General features: G+C 52.2%; 9 protein-coding genes. 2 read left to right on the forward strand and 7 right to left on the reverse strand.

Going from position 1 to position 13,369, the window contains the following annotated elements; translation table 11 throughout:
- Nucleotides 1-33: 33 nt before the first annotated feature.
- Nucleotides 34-1,314, forward strand: a complete 1,281-nt coding sequence (locus EHT87_RS14705) for an amidohydrolase family protein (RefSeq protein WP_124907415.1) — start codon at nt 34-36, stop codon at nt 1,312-1,314.
- Between the two features lie 13 nt (nt 1,315-1,327).
- Here EHT87_RS14705 and EHT87_RS14710 read toward each other — a convergent pair whose 3' ends face one another.
- The 7 genes from EHT87_RS14710 to EHT87_RS14740 form a co-directional block, all read right to left on the reverse strand.
- A complete protein-coding gene (locus tag EHT87_RS14710; protein ID WP_124907416.1) occupies nt 1,328-2,842 on the reverse strand; it encodes a sulfatase family protein in 1,515 nt (504 codons plus the stop codon).
- 71 nt (nt 2,843-2,913) lie between these two features.
- Nucleotides 2,914-4,329 (reverse strand): arylsulfatase, encoded by a 1,416-nt coding sequence (locus EHT87_RS14715; RefSeq protein ID WP_229321105.1) that lies wholly within the window; start codon nt 4,327-4,329, stop codon nt 2,914-2,916.
- 1 nt (nt 4,330) lies between these two features.
- Nucleotides 4,331-5,278, reverse strand: coding sequence for a glycerophosphodiester phosphodiesterase family protein (locus tag EHT87_RS14720; protein ID WP_124907417.1), 948 nt, complete (start codon nt 5,276-5,278; stop codon nt 4,331-4,333).
- A gap of 171 nt (nt 5,279-5,449) precedes the next feature.
- On the reverse strand, nt 5,450-7,102 hold the full coding sequence (locus EHT87_RS14725; protein WP_124907418.1) for a RagB/SusD family nutrient uptake outer membrane protein: 1,653 nt from the start codon (nt 7,100-7,102) through the stop codon (nt 5,450-5,452).
- A gap of 25 nt (nt 7,103-7,127) precedes the next feature.
- Nucleotides 7,128-10,466 carry a TonB-dependent receptor gene (locus EHT87_RS14730; protein WP_185716228.1) on the reverse strand — a complete coding sequence of 1,113 codons (3,339 nt, stop codon included), beginning with the start codon at nt 10,464-10,466 and terminating at the stop codon, nt 7,128-7,130.
- A gap of 171 nt (nt 10,467-10,637) precedes the next feature.
- Complete coding sequence (locus EHT87_RS14735; RefSeq protein WP_124907420.1) at nt 10,638-11,714, reverse strand: FecR family protein; 1,077 nt, start codon at nt 11,712-11,714, stop codon at nt 10,638-10,640.
- A gap of 91 nt (nt 11,715-11,805) precedes the next feature.
- Complete coding sequence (locus tag EHT87_RS14740; RefSeq protein WP_221622024.1) at nt 11,806-12,393, reverse strand: RNA polymerase sigma factor; 588 nt, start codon at nt 12,391-12,393, stop codon at nt 11,806-11,808.
- Nucleotides 12,394-12,646: 253 nt separating this feature from the next.
- On the opposite strand from EHT87_RS14740, the gene EHT87_RS14745 reads away from it, so the two are divergent.
- Nucleotides 12,647-13,369 carry a dioxygenase family protein gene (locus tag EHT87_RS14745; RefSeq protein ID WP_124907422.1) on the forward strand — a complete coding sequence of 241 codons (723 nt, stop codon included), beginning with the start codon at nt 12,647-12,649 and terminating at the stop codon, nt 13,367-13,369.

Consider the following 13,369-nt stretch of genomic DNA (forward strand, 5'->3'; position numbering starts at 1 on the left):
AGTCTTTTCAAGATTCTAGCCCAAAGCCGGAACATGCGTTTGTTTTTGACCTTTTCGTTCGTTTTCTCCTTTCTCGTAGCTCCGGCTCAATCTTCGAAAACCGCTCTTTTCATAATAGCCGGTAAACTGTACGATTCCGAAAAAAACGTATTTCTGAAAAATCAGGAGATCATCATCCAGGACGGCCTGATCGTGGCCGTTGGAAGTGCCCTGAAAAAGCCAAAAGGAATCCGGGTGATTGACTTGAGTACAAGCACGGTGACGCCCGGTTTAATCGATGCGCATACGCATTTATTGTTCAATCAGAAAATAAGCCGGGATGGTATGGAACTCGCGTCGAAAGTCCCCGCCGACGAGCGAATCAAGCGGGGACTGGACTTTGCGAAAGAAACCTTGCTGGCCGGTATTACCACGGTTCGGGATGTGGGTAACTCCGGGCAATTCCTGGATATCCAGTTAAAAAAACGGCTCGGTATGGGAAAAACAGCGGGATCACGGATGTACGTTTCCGGCCCGATTCTGAGCCCTCCGGGTGGCCAGTTCGGTCGGCTTTACCCGGCGGACAGTTTTCTGATCAATCAGGAATACCGGGTCATCAAAGGGGCTGAAGATGCGAAATCAGCTGTTCTGGAACACATCAAGCGCGGGGTCGACGTGATAAAAGTCTGCATGAATACCGACAACCGGGTTCTGGCTCCCGACGAAATTAAAGCCATTGTTCAAACGGCCCATCAGAATAAAATTCCGGTAACCGCTCATGCGACGTATGACGAATCGGCGCGGGATGCGGTTTTGGCCGGGGTCGACGGCATCGAACACGGTTACTCGCTTTCCGACAGTACACTGTCACTCATGGCGAAACACGGTACGTATCTGGTTCCGACGGATGTCTCCCGTGAACAGGGAAAAATACGGGTTGCCGCCGTTGGCATGAAAGGCAAGGAAGGCGATGAGTATTTAAACAGCGCACTCACCGGTTTTCACGACCGGCTCAACCGAGCCCTAAAAAAAGGCGTTCTCATTGTAGCCGGTTCGGATTATTACAACGACATTCCGGGCATTCAGCGTGGACAAGGGTCTGCCGACGTGTTACGATCATACTACGAAGCCGGGATTCCGGCCCCAACCGTTATTCAGTTTGCAACCTACAACGCGGCCAGGGCGCTGGGGGTTTCGGATCAAATCGGGTGCCTAAAAAAAGGAATGAAAGCGGATCTGGCCGTATTCAGAGGTGACCTGGAAACTAATTTTCCAACCGTATTCTCCGAGGTTGAAATGGTGATAAAAGAGGGCACCCTTTTCCAATCCCATTAACCCGTTAACAAGGTCATTCCCTTTTTTCTTTCACCGACTTGAGAAAAGCTGCTAATTCGCTGACCAGCTGCGGGTTTTCCCCGGCGACATTCCTGGTTTCCCCCAAATCCGTCCTCAAATCGTAAAGCTGCGGCAGCGGATTATTTCCCAGCTCGGTGTTGGTTGCCTTTTGCACCGCCGGTCCGTTGCTGGGTTCGATGTATTTCCAGTGGCCTTTAACGAGTGAAAGGGTGTTGTTGAGTGCGTGTTCAATGACATAATCCCGCCCATTTTTGTCTTTTCCCAGCAACGCATCGAGCGTATTGAAACTGTCAGTAGCTTCCCCCTCTCCCACTGTCTGACCGGTCAGAACCGCCAGCGACTTGAGCAAATCCACCTGACTCAACAGGGCATCCGACGTTCCAGCCTTCACTTTTCCGGGCCAGCGAACGATGAAAGGCACGCGGGTTCCGGCATCGAACGCGCTGTATTTACCACCCCGCAATGGCCCCGCCGGTTTATGACCGCCCAGCTTTTCCACCGCATAATCCTTGTATCCATCGTCCACTACCGGCCCGTTGTCGCTGCTGATTATCACCACCGTATTGTCTTTCAGGCCCAACCGATCCACGGTTTTCATAACTTCACCCACGCAGTAATCCAGTTGCAAAATGGCGTCACCGCGCGGTCCCATACCGCTTTTGCCCACAAAACGCGAATGAGGCATACGCGGTACGTGGATATCGTGGGTCGAGAAATAGAGGAAAAACGGGTTTTCCTGATGGGTTTCGATGAATTGGTTTACTTTCCCGGTCAACACATCGGCCATTTCCTCATCCACCCACCGCGCCGACTTCCCTCCGCTCATGTACCCAATCCGGCTAACGCCGTTAATAATAGTCTGATCGTGGCCGTGCGAATACATCATTTTCAACAGGTCCGGATTCGCCTTGCCGGTGGGTTCGGTTCCGATCGGGTCTTTGTAGCTCACCTGAACGGGATCGCTGGAATCCAGGCCCACAATGCGGTGGTTTTCCACGTAAACGCAGGGCACCCGGTCGCCGGTTGCCGGTAGCAGAAACGAGTAGGTAAAACCGATTTCCAAGGGGCCCGGTTTGATGTCGCTATTCCAGTCGGGCCCGCCTTTTGGCCCTAAACCCAGATGCCATTTGCCGACCACGCCGGTTTTGTAGCCCGCCCGTTGCAGCATTCCGGGCAGCGTAATGCGATTGGTCGGAATCAGCAAAGCCGCATCGCCGGGGGCAATTCCGGTTCCGGATTTTCGCCAGGCATACTGGCCCGTCAGCAGCGAATACCGCGACGGGGTACACGTTGCCGATGTGGCGTGGGCGTTCGTAAACCGCAACCCTTCGGCCGCAACCCGGTCGATATTCGGCGTTTTTACCTTCGTTGCGCCATAACAACTCACGTCACCGTAGCCCAGATCGTCGGCATAAATCAGCACGATATTGGGTTTCTGCTGAGCCTGAGCAACCAGCGACGATAGGATGAGAACACTACAAATCAATAAAAAAATTCTACTTTTCATAGGACCAGAATTGCTGTTCTCTTCGATGGACACGGCAAAATAGTGGCGGTCAAAGTAGGGAATTCCCGGTTTTAATACAATGCTTTTCGTTTGGTCAGCGGAAATTCCGGGTTTTCGGTTCGGGTTTCGTTCATCAATGTTTTGATTTTTGCCACCAGGTTGGGGTGCTTGTCAGCCAGATTGGTCGTTTCTGCGGTATCGTCGTGAAGGTTATAGAGTTCAAAAGGTTTTTCGTAAAACCGGATTCCTTTCCACGGACCCATGACAACGGCCTGCACCGGTCCTTCCCGTTCGTTGATTTCCCAGTACAGATAGTCGTGTTTTTTTTGTTTTTTTGATTTTCCCAACAGCTCCGGCAGGTAAGAAATACCGTCGATGTTAGCCGTTGGTTTAATACCGGCCACTTCGCAGGCCGTGGGCAGAAAATCCCAGAACGCACACGGGTGGCCGGACACACTGCCGGCCTTTATTTTACCCGGCCAGCGGGCTACAAAAGGCACCCGAATCCCGCCCTCGTACAATTGCAGTTTTCCGCCCCGAAACGGACCATTGCTGTCGAAAAAGCCGTTGTCAAAACCGGGGCCATTGTCACTCGTAAAAATAACCAGCGTATTTTCGTCCAGATCCTGTTTTTTCAGTTCGGCCATAAGTTGTCCGACGTACCGATCCAGGCGCGAAACCATCCCGGCATACGCGAGATTCCCATCCAGATCATGGTGATAATGAGCCACCTGCATAGGTCGTTTGGGCCAACCCAGGTTCAGGTACGCCCGTTTGGAATCGTCCGGTACGGTCAGCTCATTGTGCGGCAGGGTAAACGGCAGATACAGAAAAAACGGCTCTTTTGTATGTTCCTGAATAAACGTAAGCGCCTGACTGGCAAAGGAATCATTGGAATACGTGCCGATTTTTTTCGCGCAGTCATTTTCCGGAAGCAGCACTTTTTCATTGTTTTGCCAGATGTATTCCGGGTAGTAATGGTGCGCTTCGCGGTGGGTTCTGAACCCGTAAAAAGAGTCGAAACCCTGGGCCAGCGCATTCCCCGTCGTACCCCCTTCATCCAGCCCCCACTTGCCGATTATACCGGTCTTGTAACCCGCGCGTCTCAGCTCTTCGGCCACCGTCACATCCGCCGGGATCAGATCGGCCGGTTTGCCGTTCAGGCTCCACTCCGAGAGTTCGCGCACGGTGGCGTGGGCGGTATGAATGCCCGTCAGCAAAGCCGCCCGCGATGGTCCGCAAACGGAAGTTCCGGCATACTGCTGCCGAAAATTCATACCTTCCGCAGCCAGCCGGTCGAGGTTAGGGGTTTTAATTTTGGTCTGACCATTGAACCCGACGTCACCATACCCCAAATCATCGGCAACGATTAGGATGATGTTCGGTTTCTGCCCGGCGCTTTTTTCCGTTGGCCTGAAAGAACTAAAAACCCCCAGCGCTAAACTCATCCCAAAAGCTGCTAACACAAAGATTTTCAACTGTTTCATACTACTTGAAATAAGACGCTTTGGAGGAAGAAGAGACGTTTTGTAACGGTTTCAGAGCCATTCCGGCTTCGATGGCGAGGTCGGCTTCTATAATATCGGCTCCGCTTTCGATGATACCGAGGTAGCCCTTCGTCAGTTCTCCAGCGGTTTTAATCTCGCCTTTTGTATACTGACGATCGTAGTTACGCGAACTGCCGACCATGCACATAGCGCCCCGTTTATGAATTTCCCGGAACAATTCCGGTTCTTTGCCCAGGGTGTGGCTTACGAAAACGACCACGTTCTGCCAGGGGACACCCGTTTTGTCGAACTCCCGGACTTTTTCCAGTGTTCCCAGCATCACTTCCATGAGGATGTTTTTATTCAGCCGGTAGCATTTGATCGCATCCTCGTTGGTGTAGGCCATGACAATCGCGCTGGCTTCGGCGTGGTGTTCCTCAATTTTCCGAACGCGGGCTTCCATCGGAACGTCCTTCATGTCCAGCACCAGGATTGTTTTGCCTTTGGCCCATTCCAGCGCTTCGTCGAGCGTGGGCATGGTGTAGGGCGTTGTGTTCCCGTCGGTATCTTTCAATTTCAGACTTTTCAGTTCTTTCAATGTGTAGTCCGAGACTTTACCACGGCCGGTGCTGGTACGGTCGAGCGTGGCGTCGTGCATCAGTACGATGGCGCTGTCCTTGGTATAATGCGGATCGATTTCCAGCATGGCATGCACCTGCCTGAGCGTATTTTCAAACGTCGTCAGGCAGTTTTCCGGAAAGCCTTTCCGCGGACCACCCCGGTGAGCGCTAACGAACGGAAGCCGGTCGGGCGAATAGGCAAAGAAGCCTTTCAAATCCGCGCCGTTTTTGGTCTGTATTGTATGAAAACCGGGTGCCGGATCGATCCGGCGAAAACCGCCCAAACCGGCGGCAAGGAGCAGGATTAGGAAAAAAAGTGAATAGTTCATGGAATGATTTTATACGGATGAAAGAAGCTGGAGAAAAAGGTGAGACGCCAAACTGCCGCATCTTCTCTTTTTAAAGCTATTTAATTTAAAGACCGAACGCGGATCAAACGGAGGGAACCGATCAAAATGGGGCGTATTCCTTCCGCTTAATCCGTGTTCCCACCCTACCCTTCAATAGCCCGGATTCTGAACGATTTTCGGGTTCTGGTCGATCACCGCCTGGGGAATTGGCATCAGGTAATTCTTGGCCGGGTCAAATTTAATGGTGCCGCCCCCGACGTTCACCACCTCATAGGTAAGTGCTCCGTTGACCGTTGAAATTTTCATGGCCCGCAACGGTTTACTGAACACGTTGGGCGCAATCCGCCATCGCCACAGATCGAACAGCCGTTTCCCTTCGAACGCCAGTTCGACCCGGCGTTCCCGGCGAATACGCTGGCGCATCTGCTCCTGGCTCAGACCCGCGGGCAGGTTTGGCAGTCCGGCACGGGTCCGGATTTTGTTCATCGCGTCGTATACGGCCGCATCCGGTCCCGACAGCTCATTTTTTGCTTCAGCTAAGTTCAAAAGCACCTCCGCGTAGCGGAAAACGATGGAATTTGAGCCCCCCGTAAAGTTATTCAGGTTATCCCGGCTGGGCATTACCGCCGGGTCCAGCATCTTTTTCAGGAAATACCCCGTCCGGTTTTTACCACCCGCTCCGGAGGCATCGAATACATTGTTGTTGTTGGCGATGCCCAAACGGGTGTAAATCACCTGCCCGCCAATCCAGGGGGTTCCGTCGTACAGGATCGAGGCATAAAACCGCTTGTCCCGATTTACATACGGATTCCGGGGGTCATACTGCGCCGAGCCTTCGGCGGCTGTTTTGCCATCCAGAAATTCGTAGTCATCCACCAGATCCTGCGTCGGATTGACACTGCCCCAACCCAGACCGTTGTTGAGCATGGTAACTCCCCAGTAGGTATCCCGGGCGTGTCCTTTGATATTGGGTGCGTATTGCACATCAAAAATAACTTCTTTGTTGTTCTCATTGGCCGAATAAAACAACCCACCATAATCCGCAAATAACTCATAAACAGCCAATTGCATGATTTGCTGGTTGGTGGCAACTGCATCAGCCCATTTACCGGCGTACAGCTCCAGTTCACCTTTCAGCGCGAGAGCGGCTCCTTTCGTCGCTCTTCCCAAATCGACGGCGGCAACGGTAGGGGGTAAATCGGCGGCTGCTTTCGTGCACTCTTCCTGAATAAAGCTGACGCATTCGGCGTAGGTGTTTCGCGGATAATTGATATCCGCTTCGGCGTTCCGGTTCAAAACGTTGGTGATCAGAGGAACCCCGCCGTACAAATTGACCAGCGATGTGTAGTAATACGCCCGTAGAAAGCGGGCCTGTGCCAGCATCGACTTTTTAGTCGCATCATCAAAGGAAGAAGCGGCCACTTTTTCGAGAAACAGATTACACTTGCGGATGTTGGCGTACATCTTGCTCCACTGCGGCCCAAAAATCTGGGCATTCGGGCCATACGTGTTATTGGCAAAAAGCGTGTAAGACGGAATTCCCGCCAGGTTTCCATTCACCGAATTATCCGAATAATTGTCGAGAGGATCGTTGCTGACTTCGGTGGGAACGTTGGTAAAGACCGACGACCAGGGACCCGGGTTCAGGGCGTTGTATATGTCGTTTAAGAACAGACTGGCGTTCTGGGGTGTGCTCCAGACCGTTTCGTTGGTCAACTGATCGGTGGGCATCACCTCGACGGATTGGTCGCTGCACGATAGGCAACTGAATAGGGCGACGAAAGAAATGAATAGTTTTCTCATGAGAATGTTACCGTTTGAGCAGGTATTAAAAACCGATCGTTAAACCGACCGTATACACTTTTTGCTGGAAATAATACCGCGCCCGGTTGCTGGCCAGTTCAGGATCGAGGAAGGGCACCTTCGAGAACGTCAGCAAGTTCTGGCCGGAAACATACACCCGCAGCGTTTGGACTTTGAGTTTGCCGAGTACCGACGCCGGAAACTGATAGCCAAAATCAAGGGTTTTCAGCCGCAGATAGCTCCCGTCCCGAATCCAGAACGAGGACACCTGGCTGTTGTTGGTCGTTGGCGAGGGGGCCACCCGCGGATAAGCGGCATCCGGATTTTCGGGCGTCCAGTAATCCAGTTGTTCCCGAAATACTTTGGCTCCGTTGAAAAACGGCAGCTGCGCTTCATTTTCCAGCAGCAGCGAACTCATGGCGGCTCCCTGCCAGAGAATATTCAGATTGAACCCTTTCCAGCTCAGGTTGGTCGTTAACCCCAGAATCATTTGCGGCTCCAGCGGTTTGCCAATATAAACCTCGTCGTTGCCGTCGATTTTTCCGTCCTGATTGATGTCCTCATATTTGATATCGCCCGGTTTGAGCGCCCCAAACTGAGTGGCCGATGCCTTGATTTCTTCTTCTGACTGGAAAAATCCCAGTGCCCGGTAGCCAAACCGCGAATTGTAGGCCCGACCCGTCCGGCGCCGGTTGGGATTATTGAAGGTGGAGGCATTCTCAAACGTCTGAATTAATTGGTTCGCGGCATACGTGAAATTAAAAGTAGCGTCCAGCTTCAAACCACCCCCGAAGGTCTGGCGGGTATTAATCGACAGATCGACGCCCCGGTTGCTCATCTCGCCCGCGTTGACCTGTGAAATACCGATACCGTATTCAACCGGGACCGTTTGGGCGGGCGAAACCAGCATGTTGGACCGACGTTCGTGGAAATAATCCGCTTCCAGATTCAACCGGCCGTTCCACAGCGACGCTTCCAGACCGATGTCGAACTTTTTAGCGGTTTCCCAGGTGATATCCGGATTGGCTTCATTCCGCTCAAAAACGCCCTGGGTCTGGTAATACTGGGTTCCGCCGAACACATAGCTATTGGCCAGCCCGTAGGTACTCAGGTATTGAAAAGGACTCCCGGCCAGATTACCGGATTTACCGTATGAAGCCCTGATTTTCAGATTGTTTACCCAAAGCACCCGGTCTTTGAAGAATCTTTCTTCCGACAGCCGCCAGCCTAAAGAAGCCGCCGGAAAAAAAGCAAACCGTCTTCCGGGCGCAAAATAGTAATGCCCGTCATACCGCCCGGCCAGTTCAACCAGGTACTTTTCGGCATAATTATACGTGGCCCGGCCCACAAAACCGACTTGTTTGCTGGAGCTGGCCGAGCCCGAATTATCATAATTGGTTTTGTTGGTACTACCCGTCGAAAGCTGGTCCAGATAGACCGAATAATTCAGGCGGGATGCGGCAAAGTCATCCGTCTGACCATTTCGCTGCTCAACGACGCCCAGCACATTCACCGCGTGCTGACCAAACGTATTCGCATACGTGAGATATCCCTGGAGAGTTGTTTTCGGGCTTTGACTGAATGCCTGGGCCAACTGGGGTGCGCCCACGCCCCCTTTGGTGGTGACAAACTGGTTCTGCGCATTCAGAGCGTAATACGTAAAGGGAATTTGCCAGATTTTGGAAAAGGAATAGTTTTTATCGTAAGCGGCCACGCCCTTGAGGGCTAAACCCGGTACAAAAGGCAGTTTCTGTTCAATGGTTAACTGGGTAAACAGCATGTTACTGGTCTGATTGTTATAACCACTTTCGTAAAGGGATGGCAATAACTCATTTCCCGGCAACCCATTGCTGAACGACAACTGATTGACCAGCAAAGGCGGGTTTTTGGTGACCGACGTAAAAAGTCCGGTTCCGCTCGACGATCCCGGATTTTTGGTAGTTTCCAACGTGCCTTTGACATCCAGCGAAACCGTGGTGGTCGGCGTGGCATTCACATCGATATTGGTAGCCAGGTTGACCCGGGAAAAATTGATGGTTTTAACCGCTCCTTCCTGGTACATATACCGTAACGAACTGAAAAACCGCACTTTATCCGATCCCCCGGCCAGAGTCAGGTCGTGGTTCGTGATGGGAGCCTGAAAGTTGATCACCTCCTTAACCCAGTCATGATTGGGATAATGATCCGGGTCGGAACCATCCCGGTATTTCTGCAATTGTTCGTCGGTATAGGTGGCCGGCAACCCGGCATTTTTATTGGCGGTATTGAGTAAGGACGCAAACTCGTAGGAATTGAGGTAGTCGGGATACCGGGTTGGCCGCTGCATACCGACCCAACCGGTGTAGGTCAGGGACACCTTGCCGGATTTGCCGCGTTTGGTCGTCACCAGAATCACCCCATTGGCACCGGCTAATCCGTAGGGAGCCACGGCTGCGGCATCTTTCAGCACCGTGATGCTTTCTATTTCGTTGGGGTTCAATTGCGAAAACGGACGGGGAATACCGTCGACGATCGTCAGCGCCCCATTTTGCGACCCGGTGGTTCCCAAACCCCGAACCCGCAGCGTGGAGGCATCTTTGCCCGGCTCCCCGCTCCCCTGAAACGACAAAACCCCGGATACACGCCCGCTGATGCTGTTGTTGATGTTGGCAACCGGGGCGGCTTTTAGTTCATCGCCTTTCACCGTCGAAACCGCAGCCGTAGTCGATGTTTTCCGTTGGGTGCCGTAGCCCACCACCACCACTTCACTCAGGGCCTTGATGTCGGGCTTCAACGAAATGGTGAAACTGGCGCTGTTGCCCAGAACCACTTCCTGCGATTCGTAGCCTACAAAACTGAAAACCAGCGCCCGATCCGTGTCCTCGACGCGCAGAGAAAAGCGGCCGTTGCCGTCGGTCGCCGTACCTCGGGTCGTCCCTTTCACGATGACGGTGACGCCCGGAATGGACTGCTTATTTTCGGCATCCGTTACCGTACCGGTTATCGTGCGGGCCGCAACCTCCGGCGCGTCGGTTTTGGCCGACCCATCCAGCAGCCCGGTTTCCGGGGCTTTGTCCAGCAGAATTTGTTTGCCTTTCACCTCATAAATGACATTCAGCGGTTTGAGCAAACTGGTGAGCACTTCGGCCAGCGATTGGTTCGTCACTTTCAGCGATACTTTGCGACGGGCCGGAACCACCTGGGGGCTATACATAAACCGCACATCGGCCTGCTTTTCAAGCAGCCGCAACACCGTCTTCACTTCCTGCTCATCGGCCTGAAGCGAGATTTTTCGATTTAGCAATTCCTGGGCAACCACATCTCCCGCATAGGTAATACCGGCCAGGGCCGTTATCAGCAGGAGTTGAATGAAACTGACACGCATGATTTGACAGGTCAAAGGGTGTCTGCGTATTCTTTTTTTCATACTTTTGACTGTTTGGTTAGTTTTCAACTGGCAAAACAATCCCGCCCTCTCCCAAAAGAGGTGTACAACATCGGCGGGTACTTTCTGAGCCGGTAGTGGGACGAGCACTACCGGCTCTCTCTTTGCATTCTACTTACATCCTTTTGAATAAATAACTATTTGTGTATCAATTACTTCGTAAGAGGCATGAATGGTTTGGCACAGCATATCAAGTTTTTCAAACAAGGTTTCATTGGTGAGTGTCGCCGTAATCTGGCAGTGTTTCAGGACTTCCTCGTCATACACAATCTCGATCCCATAGGCCTTGCTCAAGGCCTGAAAAATTCGGCTTGCCGGTGTTTCAGTATAGCTAATTTCGGGATGGCTGGCCGATGGCTGAAGCGGCATGGGTTGTTCAATGAGGGACTTAGCCAATCGGTCACCGGCTTTCGACAGTGCCACCTGCTGATTAGGCGTTAATACCACGCCCTCCGGTTTTTCCAGTTTTTTACGCACGTCGCTCGTTCGGAAAACGGAAACTTTACCAGTTTTGACGATCACCCGGTTCTCCTGGGTTATGGCATCCGCTTTGATCCAGAAACTGGTGCCCAGAACCCGGGTTACCAATTTCTCCGTAATGACCAGAAAGGGCCGGGACGGATTGCGCGTGACTTCAAAAAAAGCATCGCCTTTCAGGTAAGTCCGGCGTTCGGTTTCAGTAAAGGCATTAGCGTATTCCAGGCGTGCAGCGGGAGACAGGGTAACCCTGCTCCCATCCGGCAACGACACCGGCAGGGCCTGCCGAGATGTGTTTGTTACCATAATCCGGTCTTTTTGGGAAGACATGGAAAGCCCGGCCCTGGATTGAGTACGGTTCTGGTAGAGAAAAAAGGCCCCGCCCACGCCGATCAGCACAAAAATGGCAGCGGCCATCCGGCCCCAGTTCCACCCGGACATGAGCCGAACAGTCGGCGTTGGGTTTTGCCGGATTTTGGCCCAGGTTTCCTGAATAGCTTCGTTAATCTCACTTTTGGAGGGTTGCTGGTGTGGCATTTCCAACGCCCTGAGCAAGGTGCGGGCCTCATCGACCGTGGCTTGTTTTTCCGGATGCAGTTGCACCCACTCATTCCAGAAAGCCTCGGATTGCTGCGTCGGATTTAAGATCCAGTCGCGAAACCAGTCGTCTTTCAGGAATTCCTCAACCGTATAGAACGCATAGTTGAACATCGGAACGTGGTGCTTTTATTCAGAGATACCGCAACACGAATCGACATACCCCTTATTTTGAAAAAATCCGGTATTTTTTGGAAAGGCTGATTTAAGCAATCAAAAAACTGATCAGGGTGAGGGTCAGGTCGAAGGGAATAACCTGGCGAAGGGTGTGCAACGCCTTTTGCAAGAGGTTGGAAACGGATTGGCGCGAAATGGCCATCACGGCGGCAATTTCCTCCCGGTCGAGGTTCTGGTAATATTTCAGATAAATAATTTCACGCTGCCGGCGGGGGAGTTCGTTCAGGTAGCGGGACACCTGCTGCGACTGTCGGACGATGCTTTCCCGTTCGATCAGAATGAGTTCCGGCGAGGGTTCAAAGTAAAAATCACCTTCCGTTGCCGAATCGGGAATGGGTAATCGATACGGTTTAGACAAGCTGCGGACCAATCGTCGGCGCAGAGACGTCAATAAATACGCCTTAACCGAATTGGGCTGCGGCAGCCGGTGGCGATTCATCCAGAGATCGATAAACAATTCCTGAATACAATCTTTGACTACTTCCTTATTCTTGCTGTATTTACTGCCATAATTCGTCAATGCCGCATAGAAACGTTCCATTACTTTCTGAAAAGCGGCCTCATCATCTGCCAGAAAGGCTTTCCATTCCTGCCCATCCGTGGCAAGGGTTGGCATGTAAACCTGTTTCACAGTCGTAGCGGATCGTTAAGGATGCATAGTTAGGCAATTCGGTTTACAAAAAATAGTCGCTTGCCGAATGGTAAAACAATCTTAACAACGGTCTTCTACTCATGAAGGCAAACCGACCTCAAAGCGCCCATTCACCGACAGATTCGCCCGGTTTACCTATAAAATTCTCGCCGATGCAACGAAATGGCCTTTTCCAACGATATAAGAAGTAGAAGCCGTTAAACTCACCAATAGCCGTATGGAACGCAAAGAATTTTTGAGAAGAACTTTTTCCGCTCTGGGTATCGCGGCCATTTCTCCAATGGTAAATGCCTGTGGAACAGCCGATACCGTTGAACCCGAAACAACCGCCGGAACGGGTACGACGACGGGCACCGGAAGTTGCACCGAAACCTCCGACGAAACGGAAGGTCCTTTTCCGACCAAAACACCGACCAGTCTGGTGGCGAAAGATATTACGTCGGACCGGCAGGGAAACAAATTGACTATTAAGATTACCGTGCAAAACAAAAACAACAGTTGCGCCGGTTTGGCGGGCGCGCTGGTCGACATCTGGCACTGCGACGCGGCCGGTAATTACTCCGAATACGGCGGCACCGGGATGCAGTCGACCAACTACCAGAGTGTTCATTTCCTGCGGGGACGCCAGACGTCCGATGCCAATGGGCTGGTTACGTTTACCAGTATTTACCCCGGCTGGTATGGTGGTCGTGCTCCGCATATCCACGTCCACGTTTACAGTTCGAGCGGCAAATCGCTGAAAATTTCCCAGATTGCGTTTCCGGAAGACATCAGCAAGGTGGTTTATGCGCAGGGCGTTTATGCCAGTCACGGGCAGGCGGATACCAGCAACGCCCGCGACAATGTATTCAGCGATGGTGTAACGACGAATATGTCCATCGTAACCGGAAGTCCGTCGGCCGGGTATGAATTAACCTGGGCCATTGTGGTCGCTGCTTAA

The sequence above is a fragment of the Larkinella knui genome (assembly GCF_003858645.1).
In the GTDB taxonomy this organism is placed as follows: Bacteria; Bacteroidota; Bacteroidia; order Cytophagales; family Spirosomataceae; genus Larkinella; species Larkinella knui.